The 19,412-nt window shown below is 59.5% G+C and carries 32 protein-coding genes; all 32 read left to right on the top strand.

What is annotated here, in order from left to right; translation table 11 throughout:
* The first annotated feature begins 42 nt into the window (after positions 1-42).
* The 32 genes from IE038_RS04090 to IE038_RS04245 all read left to right on the top strand — a co-directional run bounded on the left by IE038_RS04090 (position 43) and on the right by IE038_RS04245 (position 19,409).
* Positions 43-249 (top strand): Cro/CI family transcriptional regulator, encoded by a 207-nt coding sequence (locus IE038_RS04090; protein WP_189395188.1) that lies wholly within the window; start codon positions 43-45, stop codon positions 247-249.
* A 33-nt stretch (positions 250-282) separates the two neighbouring features.
* Complete coding sequence (locus tag IE038_RS04095) at positions 283-483, top strand: hypothetical protein (RefSeq protein ID WP_189395189.1); 201 nt, start codon at positions 283-285, stop codon at positions 481-483.
* 18 nt (positions 484-501) lie between these two features.
* Entirely contained in the window at positions 502-687 is a 186-nt protein-coding gene (locus tag IE038_RS04100) for a hypothetical protein (protein ID WP_189395190.1), read from the top strand.
* Positions 688-822: 135 nt separating this feature from the next.
* Positions 823-1,440, top strand: coding sequence for a DUF8585 domain-containing protein (locus IE038_RS04105; protein ID WP_163937107.1), 618 nt, complete (start codon positions 823-825; stop codon positions 1,438-1,440).
* Positions 1,441-1,502: 62 nt separating this feature from the next.
* The gene (locus IE038_RS04110; RefSeq protein WP_368855848.1) at positions 1,503-2,258 is read left to right on the top strand and encodes a phage antirepressor KilAC domain-containing protein; all 756 of its coding nucleotides are present in this window, start codon (positions 1,503-1,505) and stop codon (positions 2,256-2,258) included.
* An 11-nt stretch (positions 2,259-2,269) separates the two neighbouring features.
* Positions 2,270-3,037 (top strand): helix-turn-helix domain-containing protein, encoded by a 768-nt coding sequence (locus tag IE038_RS04115; protein ID WP_163934674.1) that lies wholly within the window; start codon positions 2,270-2,272, stop codon positions 3,035-3,037.
* Positions 3,034-3,702 carry a replication protein P gene (locus tag IE038_RS04120; RefSeq protein WP_189395191.1) on the top strand — a complete coding sequence of 223 codons (669 nt, stop codon included), beginning with the start codon at positions 3,034-3,036 and terminating at the stop codon, positions 3,700-3,702. Before IE038_RS04115 ends, IE038_RS04120 begins: the two co-directional genes overlap by 4 nt.
* Positions 3,699-3,902, top strand: a complete 204-nt coding sequence (locus tag IE038_RS04125; protein ID WP_229775617.1) for a hypothetical protein — start codon at positions 3,699-3,701, stop codon at positions 3,900-3,902. Before IE038_RS04120 ends, IE038_RS04125 begins: the two co-directional genes overlap by 4 nt.
* On the top strand, positions 3,899-4,195 hold the full coding sequence (locus IE038_RS04130) for a DUF1364 domain-containing protein (RefSeq protein ID WP_163934668.1): 297 nt from the start codon (positions 3,899-3,901) through the stop codon (positions 4,193-4,195). The genes IE038_RS04125 and IE038_RS04130 overlap by 4 nt, the downstream gene beginning before the upstream one ends.
* A complete protein-coding gene (locus IE038_RS04135; RefSeq protein WP_163934664.1) occupies positions 4,192-4,620 on the top strand; it encodes a VRR-NUC domain-containing protein in 429 nt (142 codons plus the stop codon). The genes IE038_RS04130 and IE038_RS04135 overlap by 4 nt, the downstream gene beginning before the upstream one ends.
* Positions 4,617-5,909: a tyrosine-type recombinase/integrase gene (locus tag IE038_RS04140; protein ID WP_163934661.1), complete on the top strand. Its 1,293-nt coding sequence runs from the start codon at positions 4,617-4,619 to the stop codon at positions 5,907-5,909. Before IE038_RS04135 ends, IE038_RS04140 begins: the two co-directional genes overlap by 4 nt.
* Complete coding sequence (locus IE038_RS04145) at positions 5,906-6,109, top strand: hypothetical protein (RefSeq protein WP_163934658.1); 204 nt, start codon at positions 5,906-5,908, stop codon at positions 6,107-6,109. Before IE038_RS04140 ends, IE038_RS04145 begins: the two co-directional genes overlap by 4 nt.
* Positions 6,106-6,423, top strand: a complete 318-nt coding sequence (locus tag IE038_RS04150; RefSeq protein ID WP_189395192.1) for a hypothetical protein — start codon at positions 6,106-6,108, stop codon at positions 6,421-6,423. Before IE038_RS04145 ends, IE038_RS04150 begins: the two co-directional genes overlap by 4 nt.
* 10 nt (positions 6,424-6,433) lie before the next feature.
* Positions 6,434-7,012 carry a hypothetical protein gene (locus IE038_RS04155; protein ID WP_163934652.1) on the top strand — a complete coding sequence of 193 codons (579 nt, stop codon included), beginning with the start codon at positions 6,434-6,436 and terminating at the stop codon, positions 7,010-7,012.
* 151 nt (positions 7,013-7,163) lie between these two features.
* Positions 7,164-7,700, top strand: a complete 537-nt coding sequence (locus IE038_RS04160) for a hypothetical protein (protein ID WP_163934649.1) — start codon at positions 7,164-7,166, stop codon at positions 7,698-7,700.
* Between the two features lie 88 nt (positions 7,701-7,788).
* Positions 7,789-8,112 (top strand): phage holin, lambda family, encoded by a 324-nt coding sequence (locus tag IE038_RS04165; RefSeq protein WP_163934646.1) that lies wholly within the window; start codon positions 7,789-7,791, stop codon positions 8,110-8,112.
* A 3-nt stretch (positions 8,113-8,115) separates the two neighbouring features.
* Complete coding sequence (locus tag IE038_RS04170; protein WP_163934643.1) at positions 8,116-8,436, top strand: HNH endonuclease; 321 nt, start codon at positions 8,116-8,118, stop codon at positions 8,434-8,436.
* A 136-nt stretch (positions 8,437-8,572) separates the two neighbouring features.
* Complete coding sequence (locus tag IE038_RS04175; RefSeq protein ID WP_099774397.1) at positions 8,573-9,040, top strand: phage terminase small subunit P27 family; 468 nt, start codon at positions 8,573-8,575, stop codon at positions 9,038-9,040.
* A complete protein-coding gene (locus tag IE038_RS04180) occupies positions 9,000-10,808 on the top strand; it encodes a terminase large subunit (protein WP_163934640.1) in 1,809 nt (602 codons plus the stop codon). The genes IE038_RS04175 and IE038_RS04180 overlap by 41 nt, the downstream gene beginning before the upstream one ends.
* On the top strand, positions 10,805-10,993 hold the full coding sequence (locus IE038_RS04185) for a hypothetical protein (protein WP_102053542.1): 189 nt from the start codon (positions 10,805-10,807) through the stop codon (positions 10,991-10,993). The genes IE038_RS04180 and IE038_RS04185 overlap by 4 nt, the downstream gene beginning before the upstream one ends.
* A 2-nt stretch (positions 10,994-10,995) precedes the next feature.
* Entirely contained in the window at positions 10,996-12,267 is a 1,272-nt protein-coding gene (locus tag IE038_RS04190; RefSeq protein ID WP_163934638.1) for a phage portal protein, read from the top strand.
* Positions 12,264-13,238, top strand: a complete 975-nt coding sequence (locus tag IE038_RS04195; RefSeq protein WP_189395193.1) for a S49 family peptidase — start codon at positions 12,264-12,266, stop codon at positions 13,236-13,238. Before IE038_RS04190 ends, IE038_RS04195 begins: the two co-directional genes overlap by 4 nt.
* 61 nt (positions 13,239-13,299) lie before the next feature.
* Positions 13,300-14,613: a phage major capsid protein gene (locus IE038_RS04200; protein ID WP_189395194.1), complete on the top strand. Its 1,314-nt coding sequence runs from the start codon at positions 13,300-13,302 to the stop codon at positions 14,611-14,613.
* Between the two features lie 54 nt (positions 14,614-14,667).
* The gene (locus IE038_RS04205) at positions 14,668-14,925 is read left to right on the top strand and encodes a hypothetical protein (RefSeq protein WP_189395195.1); all 258 of its coding nucleotides are present in this window, start codon (positions 14,668-14,670) and stop codon (positions 14,923-14,925) included.
* A 2-nt stretch (positions 14,926-14,927) separates the two neighbouring features.
* The gene (locus IE038_RS04210; RefSeq protein ID WP_163934632.1) at positions 14,928-15,479 is read left to right on the top strand and encodes a hypothetical protein; all 552 of its coding nucleotides are present in this window, start codon (positions 14,928-14,930) and stop codon (positions 15,477-15,479) included.
* A 2-nt stretch (positions 15,480-15,481) separates the two neighbouring features.
* A complete protein-coding gene (locus IE038_RS04215; protein ID WP_099774412.1) occupies positions 15,482-15,865 on the top strand; it encodes a head-tail adaptor protein in 384 nt (127 codons plus the stop codon).
* Positions 15,843-16,367, top strand: coding sequence for a hypothetical protein (locus IE038_RS04220; RefSeq protein WP_163934629.1), 525 nt, complete (start codon positions 15,843-15,845; stop codon positions 16,365-16,367). Before IE038_RS04215 ends, IE038_RS04220 begins: the two co-directional genes overlap by 23 nt.
* Positions 16,368-16,424: 57 nt before the next feature.
* Positions 16,425-17,024 (top strand): phage tail terminator protein, encoded by a 600-nt coding sequence (locus IE038_RS04225; RefSeq protein ID WP_163934627.1) that lies wholly within the window; start codon positions 16,425-16,427, stop codon positions 17,022-17,024.
* Positions 17,021-17,194, top strand: coding sequence for a DUF2635 domain-containing protein (locus tag IE038_RS04230; RefSeq protein ID WP_083199776.1), 174 nt, complete (start codon positions 17,021-17,023; stop codon positions 17,192-17,194). The genes IE038_RS04225 and IE038_RS04230 overlap by 4 nt, the downstream gene beginning before the upstream one ends.
* The gene (locus tag IE038_RS04235) at positions 17,191-18,690 is read left to right on the top strand and encodes a phage tail sheath subtilisin-like domain-containing protein (RefSeq protein ID WP_189395196.1); all 1,500 of its coding nucleotides are present in this window, start codon (positions 17,191-17,193) and stop codon (positions 18,688-18,690) included. Before IE038_RS04230 ends, IE038_RS04235 begins: the two co-directional genes overlap by 4 nt.
* A gap of 57 nt (positions 18,691-18,747) precedes the next feature.
* Positions 18,748-19,095 (top strand): phage tail tube protein, encoded by a 348-nt coding sequence (locus tag IE038_RS04240; protein ID WP_099773777.1) that lies wholly within the window; start codon positions 18,748-18,750, stop codon positions 19,093-19,095.
* A complete protein-coding gene (locus tag IE038_RS04245; protein WP_189395197.1) occupies positions 19,095-19,409 on the top strand; it encodes a phage tail assembly protein in 315 nt (104 codons plus the stop codon). Before IE038_RS04240 ends, IE038_RS04245 begins: the two co-directional genes overlap by 1 nt.
* Positions 19,410-19,412: the final 3 nt, after the last annotated feature.

Consider the following 19,412-nt stretch of genomic DNA (forward strand, 5'->3'; position numbering starts at 1 on the left):
GCGGCGATACTTGTGTCGTGTTTAGCAAAGGAGATCGGCGACATGAGCCGTACAACTCTTCATGAGTTTGCTCGCCAGTATGGGCAGACCAAAGCAGCAGCCCTTTTAGGTATGACCCAGAGCTCTTTGAACAAAGCCCTGCGGGTTGGTCGCGATATCTACGTAACCAAGCACATAGATGGCACATACAGCGCTGAAGAAATCAGGCCGTTTCCGTGCCAAGTGCAGTCCAAAAAATCTGCCGCCTAGCCCAATCCTTCCCCTCCGGATACGGATACCACCATGGCCTACGACGACAAGACGCACCGGCATGAGCACCAGGTGAAGTCGCGCTTCGATGACGAGGTCTTTCAAGAACTGAAAGACGTCGCCTGTGAGGTCAAGCGTCAACACAGCGTACTGGCTCGCGAAATCGTCGAAGCCGCCCTGAGGTTCAGGCGAGAGCACGGCGAGCTGCCATTCGGTTTGGAGAAACGCGCCTGATCAGGCCAAGGAGGCGTTATGCCTGACGTAGTGGAAAGCGTGGTGAAAAGTCTTAGCAGGAGCGACCAAGCAGAGTTGGCGCAGTGGGGGGCGGAGAAGGGCATGACCTCCGAAGAGGTGGTAGTGGCGCTCATGCGACTGATGGACTCCATCCCTAGCAAAAAGCCCAGCAGCAACGTCGTCCCGTTTCCCCTGAAGAGGTAACGGCCTCCCCTAATTAGGGACCGCCCGCAACGAATGAACAGGGTCTCTATTGAGGGACGAGAAAAGTCGGTCATGGATGCGGCCTTGATCAGTAAGCAGATTTCTATGAGCCCAGATTACGAGCGAGAGAACCACATGGATACGTCCAGCTTCAGACACTCGATTCAAACCCGCGATCAGGTGTTGGTTGCTCACGCCCAGAACCAGATTGCGCGCACCAGCCTAAGCCAGGACGACTTTGCTCAGGCCTTGAGTCGCGAGCTGCACCGATCCTGTCCGGGCAAGGCAAGCGCAAAGGACGTCCCGGATTTCAGCTCTACCGAAATCGGCGGCGACGTCACTGAGTTTGTGAAGGCAACCGGCCGCTGGCTTAAGCGCGTTCAGCGCTGGCTCTCCGGTGATCAGGACCTGCCGTCCTGGCTGGAAGAGGCATGGGTGAGCGCGCTAGAGCCAGAGTTTCGCGACCACTGTGTGAATGAACTCGCTAGCCGGCACGGCCTGATCGGTGCTCGCCAAATGGAAAGCCAGCAGTGCGCTAACAAAAGCTTCGGCGCACTAGTTCGTGCGCTGGGCGATGTGATCGATACCGGCAGTGAAGTCTTTGATGACCAAGTGATGTGCGAGGAGGACCTGCCTCACCTGCCGGCGTTCGCAAAGCAATGCCGCCAAGTTGAAGCAAGGGCAGGGGAGTTAGGCCGTAGGGCTGAGGAGCTTCTGGCGAATGCTCGGCCGGCACTGAAATCAATCGCCTGAATCGCAGGCACAAAAAAGCCGGTGGCTAGACCGGCTTCTTCAACAACATTGTGGAGTCGATTATGCACACTGCAATCGATACAGGCAATACCGCCACTGTCGCGTCAGGTTCTGGCATCACCGCGAATCTGTCGCGTCAGGTCATGTCATCCATTGAGATTGCCGAGCTGCTCGGGAAGAGGCATGACAACGTCAAACGCACGATCGAAGATCTTGCGGCCAAGCGCCTGGTCCATCCTCAGGCTGAGGATGAATGGTCTAAAGACAAGATGAACCGGCCTCGCGCCACTCGAATTTACAAGGTGGGTGAGCGTGACAGCTACGTCATTGTTGCGCAGCTTTCACCAGAGTTTACCTCCCGCCTAGTTGATCGCTGGCAAGAACTGGAGGGTCGGGTAGTCGCGCACCTTCAGGTGCCTACCACCTTCGCCGAGGCGCTGCGTCTTGCAGCCGAGCAGGTTGAGCAGAACCAGCAACTCCAGCAGGTCATCGAAAAGCAGGCCCCGAAGGTTGCTGCGATCCAGCGTCTCGCTGGCGCTGGTGGGGCGATCTGCATCACTGATGCGGCCAAGCATCTGCAAGTTCCGCCCTCGAAGCTGTTCGCCTGGCTTCAGCAGCATCGCTGGATCTTCCATCGCAACGGATCGACGCGTTGGATCGCCTATCAGCCCCGCATCAGCGCCGGTCTGATGGTCCACAAGGTCACCGCCCTGAAGCCGGATGCCGAAACCGGTGCCGATCGCGCTGCGTATCAACCCCTCGTCACCCCGAAAGGCCTTGCTCTGCTGGCCGAAAAGAATATTGGAGCCTCGCTGTGAGTGTTCAAGCTATGACCTGGGCGCTCTCTCGTCGCGACCTCGGGAAAGACTCAAGCGCACGCCACGTGCTGCTGTGCCTTGCCAACTATGCCGGTACCGATGGCCGTGGCGCCTTCCCATCGGCCAAGACCTTGACCGAAGACACGGGCCTCTCTGAGCGCACTGTGCGGTCGAAGCTGGATCTACTGGAAGAGAAGGGTTTGATCGTTCGAGGTAACCAGGCACTGGCTGCTGTGTACATCGATCGTCACGACCGCCGCCCTGTGGTTTACGACCTCCAGATCAAGCGGGGTGCAGTGGCTGCACCTCGTAATGAACGGGGTGCAACTGACGACACGGGGTGCAACGTACAGCAGAACGGGGTGCAATCTACGACAGAACGGGGTGCAGCCATTGCACCCAATCCGTCACTTAACCATCAAGTAACCGAAGAGCAGCAGCCGCGCGAGTTGCAGGATGTGATCGCCGATCAAGATCGCCAGGCGCTGGAGTCTCAGGACGACCTGCAGCGGTTCGCCATGTTCGCTGAATGGAATCCACCGGTCGACAAGGTGTCCGCCCAACTGACCCTAGCCGGCCTCACCCTCGAAGCGCTCACCGAAGAGGCGCTGAAGGGCTTCCTGGGTTACTTCGTTGCTAGGCCCAAGGTGTTCGACAGCAATGGCGGCTGGTGCTTCCGCCTGGCCAAGTGGCTCAAGAGCGAGAAGGCCAAGGCTGCAGCCGAAGCAGAACTGGACGAGACCAAATCCAACTGGGCACAGAAGGGGGTGCGCCTGTGACCGCGACCAATGTTCGACAACTCCTCGCCAATCGCAAAACCGATCCGACCTACCAGCCACCGGCTGAGCCAGGCCATGTACCGATTGACCCAGCAACCCAGCAGGTGATCGAGGATTTGTTCCTGCGGTTGCGCGGCGCCTGTGGTGCTTGGCGCCAATCCTGGCCAACACCTTCCGTGATGGATGCGGCCAAGCTGGAATGGCTTGGCGAGTTCATGCGTTCCGGGATCACTCGCCTCGAGCAGATCGACCACGGCATGCGCGTGCTGAGCGCGAGCAAGTCCGCGTTCGTTCCGGCGCCGGGGGTGTTCGTCAGTTGGTGCTTCGCGCCGGAAGGCCTGGGCCTGCCCAGCGTCGAAAAGGCTTACGCCCAAGGCCTGCGCAACTGCCATCCAGCTATGCGTGGATCGGCGAAGTGGATGCATCCAGCCGTTTACCACGCAACTGCTGCCGCCGGTTTCCATAGTCTGCCGCTGATGTCCCGTGAGCTCGGGCTGATCTGCTTCGAGAAGCACTACCTGGTGCAGTGCAGGAAGATTTGGAAAGGCGAGAGCCTGGGGCCGGTACCGGTTGCCGAGCTTGCTGCACCGCCCGCGCCACGCACTCTCGATGTGGGGCGTGCCGCGCTGCAGGCGCTGCGTGCGGGTCGAGGTGCACGCGCATGACCGATCCGATGCTGGCTGCGCCCGACCTCACCGAGTACCGCTGGGCGCTGTATGCCTGCGGTCACCTGCTGGACCTCACCAATAAACCCCAGCCGCCTGTTGGTCTGTATCGCGACGAAGCATCGGCGCGAGCTCACGGCCTGCGTATGTGGCCATCCACTTTCACTGTCATCGATCTTCACGGAGACGACCGCCAATGAAGCAATCCAAGCTGACCAAAGCCGCGCGCGGCCGGGAGTGCCAGGTGCGCATTCCTGGTGTTTGTAACGGCAATCCCGAAACCACCGTGCTGGCCCATTACCGCATGTCCGGTACCTGCGGTGTCGGTATGAAGCCGAATGACCTGCAGGGTGCGCATGCTTGCAGCGCCTGCCATGACGCCTGTGACGGGCGCAGTCAGTTGATCAGTCGCGCCGAAGCCCGTCAGCACCACGCCGAGGGCGTAATGCGTACCCAGGCCCTGCTGATCCGTGAGGGGGTGATTGCCGCATGAAGACCGCCCAGCCAGCGCTATTCGGCACGAAGAAGCCCCGCGCCAAGCCCGTTGACCGCGAAGGTCTGGAGCAGGCCGCCCTGATGCGGGAGATCGAGCTGCGCTACCCGCAGGTCTTTGAACTGATCTACCACGTCCCGAATGGTGGTCACCGGCACAAGCTGGTGGCGGCCAAGTTGAAGCAGCAGGGTGTGAAGGCCGGTATCCCTGACCTGGTGCTGACCATGGCGCGCGGTGGTTACTTCGGCCTGTATATCGAGTTCAAGGCAACTATTGAGCCTGCCCCTGTGTCGGCCAGTCAGTCGGCCTGCTTGCGCCGGTTGAACGAGCAGGGCTACCTGGCAGTCGTTTGCCGGGGGCACTTCGATGCGATGGAGCAGATCCGGGCCTACCTGCGCATGGCGCCGACCGTGGTGGCCGCATGACGATGGCGGTCGCGTTCTCCGATGCCGAGATTCGTCGGCAGGCGGCTGACCCGTCGGCGGTGCTAATGCGTGATCCTCGTCACCCAGGCTTGTATTTCCGGTTCACCGAAGCACGCCCGCGTGGTACCTGGTATCTGGTGGTGCGCAAGCGCTGGAACCGGATCGGCGCCTATCCTGACCTGCCGACCAAGACCGTGCTGGCTGCGCTGCCGGACCTGCGTCAGCGTCTGGCGAGCGACACCCAGGCCAGTGCTGCCGTTTCGGCATGGAGCACGCTGGGGGAACTGCTGGCCTGGTACAGCGACCGCATGAGCCGAGATCGCAGCCTGTCGGCCAAGCGCAAGGCCACGGCCAAGTCGGCGATTGCTTGCCACCTGATTCCACGTGTAGGCGGCTTGGCCTTTTCCGACGTGCGCCACGGCACCCTCGACGCCCAGCTGATGTGGCCGCTGCAGGCCACCCTGTCACTGGAGTTCGTCCGACTGATCTTCGGTTTGCTGGTGGTGGCCTGTCGTCGGGCACACACGCTGGGTCTGATCCCGAGCAACCCGATGGCCGGGATCAAGTTCAGCGACTTCTCGAAGGCCAAGATCAAGGCGAAGGCTGCACGGCTGCGTGGTGTGCAGATTGAGCCGCTGCTTGCTCAACTGGAGGGTGTATGGGCGGAGGAACCAGCCGACGCGATGCTGGCCTTGTTGATGCTGTGCCACGGTACCCGCGTCGGTGAGACCCGAATGGCTCAATGGCCACACTTCAGCCTGGCCGAGCGCAAGTGGCACATCCCGGCTGAGCACACCAAGACGCGTGTTGAGCATTCGCTGCCGCTGACCGACCAGGCGTGCGTCCTGCTGACCCAATACAGAGACACCCAGCTCGCCAGTGGCTACACCGGCCAGTACCTGTTCCCGGCCCGTAACGGCAAGGGCATGAGCGAGGGCCAGGCCAGCGCCGTGTTCGCCCGACTGGGGAAGGGCGAGTGGACCAGCCATGACCTGCGCAAGTTGGCCCGCACCGGCTGGGCTGACCTGGGTATCGACTTCCTGATCGGCGAGATGCTGATCAATCACGCGATGGGCCACAACGTGCAGGCCTATATCCACACCACGGTCGAGGAGCGTAAGCGCATTGCCCTGGAGCAGTGGCACGCCCATTTAGACGGCAAGGGTTTGATCCTCATTCACGGGTTGAAGGAGGGTAGAAACGAAGATTCGCGCAATGCGCTGGAAGCCGCGCAGAACAAGGGCTGCGGCACCATCAACAAAACAACCATAGGCGAGGATTCGAAATGATGATTTTGCTCGATCCGGGTAGCGGCCTGGCGGTGAATCCGCAGGACATCAGCACCATGCGCATCGACCAAGTGCAGAGCTACGAAGGCGTCGTCCTGTTGCTTCAGATTCGGATGCGCACTGGCGAGCAGTTGACCATCAGCGGGCACCGGGACCGGCCAGTGTCTCTGCTCCATAAGCAGCTGCTGGAGGCGAAGTGAATAAAACTCACGGACCCGCCTTCAAGAAGGCCGTGATCGAGCTGGATCGGTGCCCAGCATGCCGGGGGATGGCAGTCATCAAAGGGGTGTTTCACGAGATGGCCTGCGTGCAGTGCAATGCCTCTGGCTGGGTGGTGGCAGCGACTGGCGAGGCGTTGCCGGTTGATGAGTTGGTTACCCAGTTGAGTCTGCGGTTGCAGGCCGCTCAGCGACAGATCGAACAGTTGAACAAGCCAGCGCTCATGGGGCCGGCTGCGCAGTACCAACAGAACAACCGTCGCGGTGCCGGCGGAACGAATTACACCGGGGATTGAGGGGAAGGACATGATCTACAGCAGCGTACTCGCGGCGGTCGTCTCTGCCCTGGCTGCAGAAGCGATCGACAACACCAGTAAGCAGGCCTGGCAGAAGCTATACGAGCCCGGCAGCGAAGACGGCCACGACATGGCCACCTTGAGCAGATCGCTCGAGCGGGGCGAGATCAGCCGTATGGACGCTGATTGCTGGGTGTTCGCCCGGTTGCATAGCCAGCTGAAGCCGCGCCACTGGGATGTGTTGGTGGCTAGGTTCAGCACGCATAAGGGCCGAAAGGTTCAGTCGATCAGCCGCCTGATCCCAATGGTTGCGTCTCATGCGCCGAAGCTGTTCATCACCAGCGCCGTGACGGCCTGGGCGATTCCGAAGATGAAGGGCGTCGATGGAAAGCGGTCGAGCGACATCATCGTGTTGCCTGCCCAGTTCTACGACATCAACCGCTGGGACCCGGATGCGAGACCAGAGCGGACCCGTCGGCGCTGGAAGAAAGGTATCGAAGATGTGCTGGAGGAGATGGTCGGGGAGGCTTTGGAGGCGGCAGGAGGTATTCTGAACCACGAAGGCTTGTCGCTGGAAAATGCCGCTTGACATCAAATGGCCGCATGGCCGATTATTTCTTCATCCTGTCATTCCTATGCGTTGCTGAGGAGTGACCCCAAAGCCCGGCAATTGTGTCGGGCTTTTGCGTTTCTGGTGCCTTTGAATCATCCTTGTCGTTCTTACGCTAGGAGTGACTCTTGTGGATAAGGAAATGATGGGGATGCTCAAGCCGGAAGTCAGCAGGCTTTTCGGGGAGATTGTGGACACCGCGATAGCGCATGGCGGCGCGGAAAGGCACCTAGAATTCTCAACCCCGTTAAACTCTGAGTACTTTGCATATGGCGGCGAGATTGCGGTGTTGCTCGAGGAGCATTTCCCCAACGCGGAAATCTTTGCAACTCTAGATGTTGAAGCCTTGCCCGAGATGCTTAACGTGAAGGTTGTCTATCCTCCACGGTACGAAGTTGATGCGCGTGATGGGCGATGGTTCGTTGATTCCCCCTTTGAAGACTGTTGGTACTTCGAGGTGGCAAATGGCGAGAGCGCTAGGTCTTTGGCAAAACTTCTAAACGGCTCTCCGTACGCGAGGAATCTCCGTCGGCTTAGACCTAGCGTTGGCACTGACGAAGCATCGTTGAGGCTTTTGTTGCTCGGCTTCCGTGGTCAAGGAATCGAAGTGACCACCTTCGCCCACAAGGGTACTGGGATATTCGATAGAGACAATCTCCTTAAGTAGATGCTGCTGTTGACTGTATGCGCCTTTTTGAGCCTCGGCATTAGCCGGGGCTTTTTCTTTTGTGCTCCCCGAAAAGGGAGGAATTGAGATGCCAAACATGCCCGAGAAGGATCCTGGCCTGTGGGCCGCTGTGCTCGCCTGGGTGCTGGCCCACCAGCCTCAGCTTTATGCCGCCGGCTTGTCCGTCGCAATCGCCGTCCTTCGGGTGGTATACGGCGGTGGTACCCGTCGGCAAATGCTTTTGGAGGGCGCGCTGTGCGGCCTAATCACCCTGGCCTTGGTACCGCTGCTCGAGTGGATGGGGCTGCCGCAGGGTATGGCTACATTCGCCGGTGGCGCTGTCGGCTTCATGGGTGTGGAGAAGCTGCGTGGATACTCCGATCTGTTTCTGTCCCGCAAAGCACAGGGGTGAAGCATGTCTCTACCTGATGCACGCAAAAAGCCGAGTCTATACGGCCATCGCTGGCAGCAGGCCCGCGAAGGCTGGCTGCGTAAGAACCCGTTGTGCGTTCGTTGCGAGAAGTCAGGCATAAACAAGCCGGCCACCGTCGTCGACCACATCAAACCACACCGCGGCGAAATGTCCTTGTTCTGGGATCGGACCAACTGGCAGTCGCTGTGCACCAACTGTCACAGTTCCTACAAGCAACGCCTGGAGAAGTCAGGACGCGAGGTTGGGTGCGACGTTAGCGGCAGGCCGCTGGATCCACGGCACCACTGGAATCGGCCCTCCTGAAAGCCTCCGGGCGCTGCGGGGCCCCATGACCCAGGGTAGGGGGGGTGAAAATGTTTTTCTTGAAACCTTTCCTGACCGTTCGCCCCCCTTCGTGCGCAAAGCCGCGAAATGAAATGATTTTTTTTGGGATCAAAAAATGGCTGGGAGACGACCGACCCCGACAGAGCTGAAGCTGGTCAGGGGGAATCCCGGCAAGCGCCCGATCAACAAGAAAGAGCCACTGCCAGCCAAGCGCATCCCCAGCACTCCGGCTCATCTCACGGATGAAGGTCAAGTGGCCTGGGGGCGACTTACTGTCCTGCTCGATCGCATGGGCGTGCTCACTGAAGCAGACGGCTTTGCGCTTGAGCGACTCTGTGATTGTTACTCCGAGATTCTCGCTTTGCGCGAACTTGTTGACGCCAATGGGCGAACCTACGAGACCACCAGCACCCAAGGTGAGTTGGTGATTAAAGCGAACCCGGCTGTTGCCATGCTTGCTGACGCCGACCGACGCTTTAAAAGTTACCTGGTCGAATTCGGCCTCACCCCAGCCGCCCGATCTAAAGTCCAGATAAAAGCCGATGACGACCAAGAAGACCAGTTCGCGGAGTTCTTCGGTTGAGGATCCTGCTACCCAGTATGCGCGTGAAGTGCATTCCGGTGAGCGAGTCGCCGGGCCGGACATACGAAACGCATGCGCCCGTCATCTGAAGGACTTAAAGGAAGGGCATAAGCGTGGGTTGGTTTGGGATCTGGAGGAGGCCAATAAGGCCATTCGGTTTTACCGCACGGTCCTAAAACTTAACGGCGGTGAGTTCGAAGGCCTGCCATTTGAGCTGTTGCCTTGGCAGAAATTTATCGTCGGCAGCATTTTTGGTTGGAAGACCAATGATGGCTACCGGCGCTTTCGCGTGGTTTACGTCGAGAGCGGGAAGGGCTCAGGAAAGTCACCGTTAGCCGCCGGAGTGGGGCTGAAAGGCTTGGTCGCAGACAATGAGGCACGGGCCGAAATCTACGCAGCGGCGACGAAAAAAGACCAGGCGATGATCCTGTTTCGAGATGCCGTTGCCATGGTGCAGCAGTCGCCGGAGCTGACGAAGCGCCTGGCCTGCAGTGGCACCGGCCAAAACATCTGGAACCTGGCTTACCTCAAGGCCGGGTCGTTTTTCCGTCCGATCAGCTCCGACGATGGTCAGTCTGGCCCCAGGCCGCACATGGCGCTGATTGACGAGGTGCATGAGCACAAGACCAACCTTGTCGTGGAGATGATGCGAGCCGGCACCAAGAGCCGTAAACAGGCACTGATTTTCATGATCACCAACAGCGGCTCAAACAAGCGCGGACCGTGCTGGGAGTATCACGAGTACGGGGCCAGGGTTGCTTCCGGCGCGCTGATCGACGACGGTTTTTTCGCCTACATCTGTTCGCTGGATGAGGGTGATGATCCGATCAAGGATGAAAGCTGCTGGTTCAAGTCGAACCCGTCACTGCAGGACGCCGACCTACCAGGCATGAAGTACCTGCGTGAACAGGTGACGGAGGCGCGAGGGATGCCGAGCAAAGAGGCGATGGTTAGGCGGCTGAACTTCTGCGAGTGGACGGGCGCCGAATCGCCCTGGATCTCATGGGATGTTTGGAGCCAGGCCGAAGAGCGCGTACCGATGTCGGTCCTGCGAAATCGCCCGTGTGTGGGTGGACTGGACCTGTCCAGCACCACCGACCTGACATCCTTCGTGTTGCTGTTTTATCCAACCTATGAGGATCCGCACTGGCGGCTGCTTCCGTATTTCTGGATTCCCGATTTCGAGCTGGATAAACGTGAAGCGAGGGACAAGGTGCCTTATGCGGCCTGGATCAAGTCGCGGGATCTTGAAACAACGCCGGGTCGAGCCATCAGCAAGCTGCACGTACTTCGCAGGATGCAGACCATTTGTGACTTCTTCCAGGTGGACAAGATTGCTTTTGACCGGTGGCGTATTGAAGACATGCGTCAATTGATGACTGAGTACGATATCTCGCTGCCGCCGCTGGTTGAATTCGGGCAGGGCTTCAAGGATATGGGGCCAGCGGTAGACGAGTTCGAACGCCGTTTGCTTGGGATGGCAGAACTCAGGCCTGAGGGTGGCGATTCATCAGATGAACTCTTTGATGATGCACCCCCAGTCGAAACGGTGGAGTCCTTGCGTCATGACGGTAACCCAGTCATGACCTGGTGTGCGGGTAACGCGGTGATCGTTTCTGATCCGGCAAACAACCGCAAAGCAGACAAGGCCAAGGCTACCGGGCGAATCGACGGGATTATCGCGGCCATCATGGCGACCGGTATCAGCGGGGCAGTCTCATCCGGTAGCAGTGGTACATCCATCTATGACGAAGGAGTCGGGGTTTGAACATCATCGCAATTGCAGCGTGGCTGGCTGGTCTGGTCGGCTTCGGCCTGCTGGTCGGCGGGGTCGCTCTGATTCATGTGCCCACTGCTTTTATCATTGCGGGGCTTGGCCTGATTGGCTGGGCCTGGCTGGCTGACAAGGCTGCCGCCCGCGCTCAATTCAAACGCAATCCCGAAGGGGGCTGAGCATGTTCTTCAGCAATCTGCTCGGTGCCAATGAGGGTGTAGTTTCCGACGGGAGTAGCGGCTTCTGGCGCGGCCTGATTGGCTCTGGTCGATCGGCAGCAGGGGTGACTGTCACGCCTGACACCGCCTTGGCAATCACGGTTCTCCAGAATTGCGTCACGCTGTTGGCAGAGAGCATTGGCCAGTTACCGCTTGAGATGTACCGCCGGCTCGGGGATGGCAAGCGTGAAGTCGCTTCAGGTCACCCGCTTTACGATGTGCTGCGCTACCAACCCAACCCGTGGCAGACACCCTATGAGTACCGGGAAGCAGGGCAGCTGGCATTGGGTTTGAGAGGCAATTGCTACAGCTACATTGAGCGGGGTGATGACGGCGCAGTGAAAGCGCTTTATCCACTTCACAACGATAAGGTGCTGGTCCTCAAGGGCGGAGATCTTCGGCCTGTGTATCGCATTGGCGGACATGAGCCGTTGCCTATGCGCTTGATACACCATGTGCGTTGGCACACGAAAAACCATTACACGGGCCTGTCGCCCATTGAGCTGCATGCAGATGCGGTCGGCTTGGCCCAGGCGGTTAGGCAGTACGCGGGAAAATCATTCGCCAACGGTACCGCCGTCAGCGGTGTAATTGAGCGACCGCGGGAGGCGCCGCCAATTAAGGAGCAGGTCAGTATTGATCGCATCCTTGATCAGTGGGGGGCCAAGTTCTCCGGTATCGACAACGCCAAGAAGGTCGCGATGCTGCAGGAGGGTATGACCTTCAAGCCGGTATCGATGAATAACGTTGATGCCGAACTACTGGGCATCCTCAAGGCTACCGGCCTCGATCTGGCGCGGATCTACAAGATCCCCCCTCACATGGTTAACGACCTGGAAAAGGCCAGCTACAACAGTCTTGAACAACTGCTGATTCAGTACGTGATCTTTGCCTTGATGCCATGGGTCAAGCGGCATGAGCAGGCGATGATGCGCGACTTTTTACTGCCGGCCGAGCGGCGGGAGTACTTCATTGAGTTCAACCTTTCCGGCTTGCTGCGAGGCGACCAGAAGAGCCGCTACGACGCATATGCGATCGGTCGCCAATGGGGATGGCTGTCGATCAATGACATTCGCCGCCTGGAAAACATGCCGCCGGTGGCCAACGGTGATAGCTACCTGCAGCCGCTGAACATGACTGATGTGGCGCATGGCCTACCCAACATGAACAACCCTGACGTCCGCGCTCAGCTCGAGCAGCAGCGCGACGACATCTTGAGGATGCTTGCCGCATGAAACGACATCTGCGCGCTGCCAGTCTGCTGTTCAATCAGCCGCTGTTGACCACCCCCGATATGCTGGATATGGCTGTGCGCTGGGCCAACCAGACGATGAGCCTGAATATCGTCAATTTGAACATGGGAGGAGCGGCAGCCAATCCCAAGCTGTTTTATGACGATGAGGATTACCAGGCGCAGCAAGATCGCCGTGAAGAGCAGCGACGTGCGGCGATCGCCCAAACGGGTGTTGAGGTGATTCCGGTGCACGGGGTGCTAGTGAGTCGCGGCAGCCATCTGAATGCTTGCGAAACGATGACCAGCTACGAAGGGTTACGTGCTGCGCTGAATCAAGCGGTGGCCGACCCCATGGTCGAACATATTGTGCTCGATATTGACAGCCCAGGTGGCAGCGCAGTCGGCGCCTTTGAGCTGGCAGCGGATATTCGCGCAGCAACCAAGATCAAGCCCATCACCGGCTTGGTCAACTTCATGGCGTACTCTGGTGGCTACCTGATTGCGGCCGCATGTACAGACGTAGTGGTCAGTCTGACCTCTGGCGTGGGGTCCATTGGCGTGATTGCCAGCCACATGGACCGGTCCAAGATGATCGAGGGTATGGGCGTCAAGGTCACCACGGTGTTTGCAGGGGCGCACAAGAATGACCTGAGCCCAAACGAGCCAATCACCGAGCAGTCGCTTCAGGTGCTCAACGAGATCGTGCAGGAGAGTTACCAGCTCTTCACAACCCATGTTGCCGAATATCGTAATCGTGACGTGGCCGACATCATTGCCACCGAGGCCGGATGTTATCGCGGCGCGACTGCCATTGCTGTTGGCCTCGCAGATCGCCTGGAGTCACCGCAGCTCGCGGTAGATAACTTATCTAAAGCAGTCACCCTCAGTCGCGCGCAACGGCAGGGCGGCGTTCAAGCACGACAGCGAATCAGTGTGCAGGCCTCAGCCTTCGCCATTCAGTCTCAACTCTGACCGCGTTCGCGGCAGTGATCTCAACCGCCTGTTGGCGGTTTTTTTATGCCCAGGAGGCAGTATGTCCCTCGTAACTCAATTGCGTAGCGAACGCGCCACTATTAATGGCCAGATCCAGGCGCTGGCCCAACTTGAAGCTGCGGGCACCTCGCTCAGTGCAGAGCAGTTGGCCCAGTTCGAGCAACTCAGCGTTCAGTTCAACAGCCTGACCGACAAACTTTCTCGAGCTGAAGCCGCCGAGCGAATGGCCGCGACCAATGCGGTGCCTGTCGAAGAGAGCGCTCAAGGCTTGAATGGTCCGCCCAGCAACATCAGTGGCCCATTTACTGCCAAGCCTGTGCCAGGTGCCAACATGGCGCAGATGGTTCGCGTGCTCGCTGCCGCGCGCGGCGATCAGCATGCCGCCGCCAAGATGGCGAAGGATTCAGGCTACAGCCCTGAAATCGCCATGGCTCTGAGCACCGTTACTCCGGGTGCTGGCGGGGTTCTGGTACCGCAAAGCTTCTCCAGCGAAGTAATCGAACTGTTGCGGCCGAAGTCGGTGGTGCGCAAGCTCGGCGCTGTCTCCTTGCCGCTGCAAAACGGGAACCTCACAGTACCGCGCATTAAAGGCGGCGCAGTCGTCGGCTATATCGGCACCGAGGAGGATATGCCGGCTACCGATATGCAGTTCGACGATCTGAAACTGTCGTCGAAAAAGCTGGCGGCTCTGGTTCCGATCAGCAACGACCTGCTGGCGTACTCGGGCACCAACCCGAGCGTTGATCGTCTTGTCGTCAACGATCTGACTGCCTCTGTAGCAACGGCAGAGGACCTGTCCTTCCTGCGTGGTGCAGGTACCGGCAACCTGCCCAAAGGGCTGCGTTTCTGGGCGCCGGCTTTCAACGTGTTCGCGGCACCGGCAGCAGTCACGCTTGAGGCTGTCGATTTTGCCTTGTCTGCCTTGATCCTGCGCCTTGAGAATGCCAACTCCAATATGACGGCTCCCGGCTTTGCCATGGCGCCGCGTACCAAGCGCTGGCTCTCGGCGCTACGTGATGGCAATGGCAACAAGGCTTATCCAGAGCTGGACCAGAACATGCTGAAGGGCTTCCCGGTAGGCTCCTCTACCCAGATCCCGATCAACCTGGGGGCCGATGGCGATGCCTCGGAAATCCATTTCGCAGACTTCGCGGACTGCTTCATTGGTGAAGACGACGCGATGGTTATCGACTTCAGCAAGGAGGCTACCTACAAGGACGGCAGCGGCAACGTCATCAGCGCCTTCCAGCGTGATCAGACGTTGGTGCGCGTGATTGCCAAGCATGACTTCGGCCCACGGCACGTTGAGTCGGTGGCAGTGATGACCGACGTCAAATGGGGCAGCACCCTCTAACACACCCGGCCCGGAGCTCCGGGCCTTCCATGACTCAGTTTAGGGGAGCATCCCATGTCCAAAGTTATCGTTACCTTTGAAAAAAACTGGCGCGGTTATGCTGCCGGAGAAACTGCAGGCTTTGATTCAAGCGTTGCAGATAGCTTGATTGAGGCAGGCTATGCCATTGAGGCTGACAAGAAGGCTTCAAAAAAGGGCAAGACTGGTGCGAATAGCAATGCACCCAGTGCGGCACAGAGTAGTGCCGGAGCAGATGAGTCCGATACCGGTGACAAGCCAGGTGCGAAATCGGATGCTGATGGGAAGCCCTGATCATGGCGCGCCGTATCGCCTACACGGGGCCGCCTGTGCTGACGTTGGAGCAGGTTGCGTATCAATGTCGGGCTGAGCCGGAAGATCTGCAACCAGAGTTGATCGAGCAGATCATCATTCCCGGTGTTACCGCGCAATGCGAGTCGAAAACCGGCGCCGCGATTAGGGCTGCCCTGTATGAAGAGGACTGGCCTGAGCACTACGCGTCGGGGCACTCGTTGGATGTTGGGCAGGTAATACAGGTCGAATCAGTTCACCTGCTGGACGACGGCGCAAGTCCCGAACTGTTTTCCGGTGCGGTTGAGGTTCGTTCCAGTGGGCGGGAAAGCTACCTGCATTTCCCTGGTGGCCGGCCATCAGGTGCGTTGCGTATTCGATACCGCGCGGGCGTGAACATTGAGGCCTACCCCGGTGTGTTGAGCTGGTTGCTGATGGCGGCGGAAACGGTCTTCACCCACCGGGGGCTTTTGGTCGTCGGGCAATCCCTGACAGAAGTCCCGGCGAGTTTCGTCGACCACCTGTTGGCAGATATCACCGTGCCGCCGAGGTTCTAGCCATGGCGATCAGAGAGCCTTCCTCGGGCGAGCTTCGCGCTCGCATGGCTGTTCGAGTTCGTGTCGACAAGCCAGCAGGTGCCGGCCTGGCGCCTGAGTTCACCCACGTTTGCAACCGCTGGGTAAAGGTTGAGCCGCTGGGAACGGCGACCTATGCCAATGCTCAGCAAACCGGCAACAAGATCACTCACCGCCTTTACTGCCGTCACATTCCTGGCTTGGACTCGGCGCATGAACTCGTTTGGCATGATCGGGTGTTTCGCGTCCGCCGGCCAACCGATCTGGCAGGGCGCATGGTGTGGTCGGTGATCGAAGTTGAGGAGCTGGGGCCAGATGGTCCGCCTGCCAACGAAGGGGGAAGCGATGAGCAATTCGGTTTCCGTTGACGGCTACCTTCATATCGAAGGCTTTGAAAAGTTCGACTTTGAGGCCTTCAACAAGCGCAAGGTTCGGGCAGGCATGCGCAAGGTTGGTGCCTTGGTCACTGGCCGCGCGCAGATGAACCTGGCGCTTGGCGGTGGGCAGGCGGGCTACCCAGAAAGTCGAACCGGCGCGACGATCGATTCGATCAGCTACAAGGTGTCGCGCTCTGGCTTTCTGGTGCGTATTGCACCGACCAAGACCGAAAGCATGGAAGAGTTCTATCCCGCGTATCTGCACTATGGGGTGCGGCTTGGGTCCAGGCCTCGGGCGTTAGCCCCGGGCAAGGGGCGTGGAAAGAGTAATCGCCGTGCCAGTGGCCAGCGGCAGGCGTTGGTGGCTGCCCGGCAGGGAAACGGGTGGCGCATCACGCCGCGAGACAACTACATGACCGATGCCTTGGCGGACACCAAAGCGGACGTCCAGCGCATCTTGCGGCAGACCTTTGCCGATGCGCTGTTGAACTGACGGCCCAGGCGCCGCCCAAGCCCCGTAATGGGTTTTTTTTGTGCCCGAGAGGAAAGCATGCGAATCACCCCAGTGATTGAGCAACTGAAACAGCGCTGCCCGGATTTTGAAAGTCGGGTGGCGGGTGGTCTGGATTGGGACCCGGTAAAGGGCAGTGCGCTGATGAAGCTGCCTGCAGCGTATGTGATCCCCACGGGTGACGGGGCCGATGAACCGGAGCAGCAGAACGTCATTGTTCAGCAGGTCAGGGACGCCATTGATGTGTGCGTCGTACTGAAGAACTACGACGAGCGCGGGCAGCAGGTTGCCGACCAGTTGCATTTGGTTCGGGCCAGTCTCTGGCGCGCTCTGGTTGGGTTTGAGCCTGATAAGGATTACGGGCAGCTGCTGTATGACGGCGGGTCTTTGCTGCTGATCGACCGTGATCGAGTGGTTTACCGGTTCCGGTTCTTCGCTGACTTCCAGCTGGGCAACTTCACCATTGGGTCTGGTACCAGCCCGGAAACATGGCAGGAATGCACGCTGCTGGGCCTTCCTGCGCTGGAGGGGGTCGACACGTCGTTCGACTTTATCGACCCCGTGGTCGACCGGAATGTCGCCCCCGAGGGGCCTGACGGGCGTATCGAAATCAAAACCCGAGAGGACTTATCTCAATGACTCAGATTTACCTGAAGCCGGTAGCGGGGCGTGACAACCCGATGCCGGAGAAGGGCGGCGAACTGCTGCCCGAAGAGGGCGCCTATGTGCCCCGTAATGCGTACTGGGTGCGCCGCCTGAATGCGGGTGACGTGGTAGAAGCCAAGCCCAAGAAAGAGGCCAAGGTATGAGCGTCGGTTTCAGCAACATTCCGTCTGATATTCGTGTCCCGCTGTTCTATGCCGAGGTTGATAACTCGATGGCGAACAGCGGCGCCGGTGCTGGTCTTCGCCGCCTGATCATTGGCCAGGTCAACGACAATGCCGATGCCGCCGAAATCGGTAGCCTGGTGCTGGTGTCGCGCACCTCTGAAGCCATTGCCATCGGCGGCGCCGGCTCGATGCTGGCCGCAATGCACCAAAAGCACCGCGCTATCGACATTGCCGGTGAGGTCTGGTGTCTGCCGTTGAAGGTCGACACCGGCGTGGCAGCGACCTGCAGCGTTACCGTAACGGGCAACGTGACAGCGGCGGGCCTGATCAACCTGTACGTGGCTGGCCAGCGTGTGCGCTCTGCCGTGGTTGCCTCGGCGTCGGCTGAGGCGGTTGCCACAGGCATGGCGGCCAGCATCAACGCAGCCACTGACTTGCCAGTGACCGCTCAGGCTGCAGGCGCTGTCGTGACGCTGACGGCAAAGTTCAAGGGTGACCTCGGCAACGACATTCAGGTCGAGCTGAATCGCCTGGGGCGCGTCAATGGCGAGGTGACACCGGCAGGCCTGGTGCTGGCAGTCACGGCCATGACTGGCGGTGCCGGTTCGCCTGACATGGCTATGGCACTGGCGGCGCTGGGCGATGAAGAGTTTGAGTTCATCACCCAGCCCTGGACCGACAGCGCTACGCTCGATGACTGGAAAGAAGTCATGGATGACAGCGCCGGTCGCTGGTCGTGGGCCAAGCAGCTCTATGGCCATGTGTACAGCGCCAAGCGCGGTACGCTTGGCCAACTGGTGGCGGCGGGGCGCTTGCGCAATGACCCGCACATGACGATTCACGGCTTTGAGCCCGGCGTGCCCCAGCCCGTCTGGGAGGTCGCGGCGCAGTGGGGGGCACGCACGGCGGTGTTCATCAGCGCGGACCCGGCTCGGCCCACGCAGACCGGTGTGTTGGGGGCTATTGCTCCCGCTGCTGCGAGCGACCGTTTCATGCTATCCGAGGCGGATTCCCTGCTGAAAAGCGGCATCGCTACGGCATCGAGCAGTGGCGGCGAGTACCGCATTCAGCGCGCCGTGACGACCTACCAGCGTAACGCCTTCGGCCAGCCGGATGATTCCTATCTGGACAGCGAAACGCTGCACCAGTCGGCGCACGTTATCCGCTACCTGCGCAGCCGGATTACCAGCAAGTACGGGCGCTGCAAGCTGGCCAACGATGGCACCAACTTCGGCGCTGGCCAGGCAATCGTCACGCCGCTGGTGATCCGTGGCGAACTGATCGCGGCGTACCGTGAGCTGGAGCGCGCCGGGATCGTTGAGAACACCGAGCTGTTCAAGGCGCAGCTGATTGTCGAGCGCGACGCGAGCAACCCGAACCGCCTGAACGTGTTGTTCCCGCCGGATCTGGTCAATCAGTTGCGCGTGTTTGCGCTGCTCTATCAGTTCCGCCTGCAGTACGAAGACGCGGCGTAACCCTTCCACATCCACCCCGGCCCGCCTTGCGCGGGCTTTTTTATGGGAGATCCCTTTATGGGTCAGAAAGTCGCGGGCACCTGTTACATCAAGGTCGACGGCGAGCAGTTGACGATTACCGGCGGTGTTGAGGTGCCGTTGTCCAAGTTCAAGCGCGAGACGATTACCACGGGGGTGTTCAAGGAAGAAGACCTGACGCCCTATGTGTCGGTCGATGCGGTCAAAACCCCGGGTTTCCCTCAGGCGAAGCTGGAAAACGGCACCAACATGACGGTCACCGCTGAGTTCAAGGACGGCAGTTGTTACGTGCTGTCCGGTGCGTATGTGGTGGACGAAATGAAAATGTCTGCCGATGACGCAAAGGTTGCGATCAAGTTCGATGGTATTTCTGGAGACTGGCAGTAATGAGCACTACTACCCATAAGTTGGCCGTACCGATTCAGGCTCACGGTGGTCAACTGACCGAACTGACTCTGCGTCGCCCAACCCCTCAGGAAGTTCGCAACATCAAAGTGTTTCCCTACGTCTTGGGCGAAGACAGTCGCCCAGTCGCGGAGACTGAAGCCGCGTCGAAGTACATCGCGGTGTGTGCCGGTATCCCGCCCAGCTCGGTTAACCAGTTGGACCTGTTCGACCTGAACACGCTGGCGTGGATGGTCATTGGTTTTTTCCTTACACCGGCGACGAAAGCCCCCGATTCCGAAGCCCCGAGCAGCTGACCG

It is taken from the genome of Pseudomonas laurentiana, from assembly GCF_014648275.1.
GTDB classification, from domain to species: domain Bacteria; phylum Pseudomonadota; class Gammaproteobacteria; order Pseudomonadales; family Pseudomonadaceae; genus Aquipseudomonas; species Aquipseudomonas laurentiana.

Excerpts from the sequence above, each read along its gene's own strand:
- IE038_RS04090 (WP_189395188.1), top strand. The coding sequence starts at position 43 with ATGAGCCGTACAACTCTTCATGAGTTTGCTCGCCAGTATGGGCAGACC.
- IE038_RS04095 (WP_189395189.1), top strand. The coding sequence starts at position 283 with ATGGCCTACGACGACAAGACGCACCGGCATGAGCACCAGGTGAAGTCG.
- IE038_RS04100 (WP_189395190.1), top strand. The coding sequence starts at position 502 with ATGCCTGACGTAGTGGAAAGCGTGGTGAAAAGTCTTAGCAGGAGCGAC.
- IE038_RS04105 (WP_163937107.1), top strand. The coding sequence starts at position 823 with ATGGATACGTCCAGCTTCAGACACTCGATTCAAACCCGCGATCAGGTG.
- IE038_RS04110 (WP_368855848.1), top strand. The coding sequence starts at position 1,503 with ATGCACACTGCAATCGATACAGGCAATACCGCCACTGTCGCGTCAGGT.
- IE038_RS04115 (WP_163934674.1), top strand. The coding sequence starts at position 2,270 with ATGACCTGGGCGCTCTCTCGTCGCGACCTCGGGAAAGACTCAAGCGCA.
- IE038_RS04125 (WP_229775617.1), top strand. The coding sequence starts at position 3,699 with ATGACCGATCCGATGCTGGCTGCGCCCGACCTCACCGAGTACCGCTGG.
- IE038_RS04130 (WP_163934668.1), top strand. The coding sequence starts at position 3,899 with ATGAAGCAATCCAAGCTGACCAAAGCCGCGCGCGGCCGGGAGTGCCAG.
- IE038_RS04135 (WP_163934664.1), top strand. The coding sequence starts at position 4,192 with ATGAAGACCGCCCAGCCAGCGCTATTCGGCACGAAGAAGCCCCGCGCC.
- IE038_RS04140 (WP_163934661.1), top strand. The coding sequence starts at position 4,617 with ATGACGATGGCGGTCGCGTTCTCCGATGCCGAGATTCGTCGGCAGGCG.
- IE038_RS04145 (WP_163934658.1), top strand. The coding sequence starts at position 5,906 with ATGATGATTTTGCTCGATCCGGGTAGCGGCCTGGCGGTGAATCCGCAG.
- IE038_RS04155 (WP_163934652.1), top strand. The coding sequence starts at position 6,434 with ATGATCTACAGCAGCGTACTCGCGGCGGTCGTCTCTGCCCTGGCTGCA.
- IE038_RS04165 (WP_163934646.1), top strand. The coding sequence starts at position 7,789 with ATGCCAAACATGCCCGAGAAGGATCCTGGCCTGTGGGCCGCTGTGCTC.
- IE038_RS04170 (WP_163934643.1), top strand. The coding sequence starts at position 8,116 with ATGTCTCTACCTGATGCACGCAAAAAGCCGAGTCTATACGGCCATCGC.
- IE038_RS04175 (WP_099774397.1), top strand. The coding sequence starts at position 8,573 with ATGGCTGGGAGACGACCGACCCCGACAGAGCTGAAGCTGGTCAGGGGG.
- IE038_RS04180 (WP_163934640.1), top strand. The coding sequence starts at position 9,000 with ATGACGACCAAGAAGACCAGTTCGCGGAGTTCTTCGGTTGAGGATCCT.
- IE038_RS04190 (WP_163934638.1), top strand. The coding sequence starts at position 10,996 with ATGTTCTTCAGCAATCTGCTCGGTGCCAATGAGGGTGTAGTTTCCGAC.
- IE038_RS04195 (WP_189395193.1), top strand. The coding sequence starts at position 12,264 with ATGAAACGACATCTGCGCGCTGCCAGTCTGCTGTTCAATCAGCCGCTG.
- IE038_RS04200 (WP_189395194.1), top strand. The coding sequence starts at position 13,300 with ATGTCCCTCGTAACTCAATTGCGTAGCGAACGCGCCACTATTAATGGC.
- IE038_RS04205 (WP_189395195.1), top strand. The coding sequence starts at position 14,668 with ATGTCCAAAGTTATCGTTACCTTTGAAAAAAACTGGCGCGGTTATGCT.
- IE038_RS04210 (WP_163934632.1), top strand. The coding sequence starts at position 14,928 with ATGGCGCGCCGTATCGCCTACACGGGGCCGCCTGTGCTGACGTTGGAG.
- IE038_RS04215 (WP_099774412.1), top strand. The coding sequence starts at position 15,482 with ATGGCGATCAGAGAGCCTTCCTCGGGCGAGCTTCGCGCTCGCATGGCT.
- IE038_RS04220 (WP_163934629.1), top strand. The coding sequence starts at position 15,843 with ATGAGCAATTCGGTTTCCGTTGACGGCTACCTTCATATCGAAGGCTTT.
- IE038_RS04225 (WP_163934627.1), top strand. The coding sequence starts at position 16,425 with ATGCGAATCACCCCAGTGATTGAGCAACTGAAACAGCGCTGCCCGGAT.
- IE038_RS04230 (WP_083199776.1), top strand. The coding sequence starts at position 17,021 with ATGACTCAGATTTACCTGAAGCCGGTAGCGGGGCGTGACAACCCGATG.
- IE038_RS04235 (WP_189395196.1), top strand. The coding sequence starts at position 17,191 with ATGAGCGTCGGTTTCAGCAACATTCCGTCTGATATTCGTGTCCCGCTG.
- IE038_RS04240 (WP_099773777.1), top strand. The coding sequence starts at position 18,748 with ATGGGTCAGAAAGTCGCGGGCACCTGTTACATCAAGGTCGACGGCGAG.
- IE038_RS04245 (WP_189395197.1), top strand. The coding sequence starts at position 19,095 with ATGAGCACTACTACCCATAAGTTGGCCGTACCGATTCAGGCTCACGGT.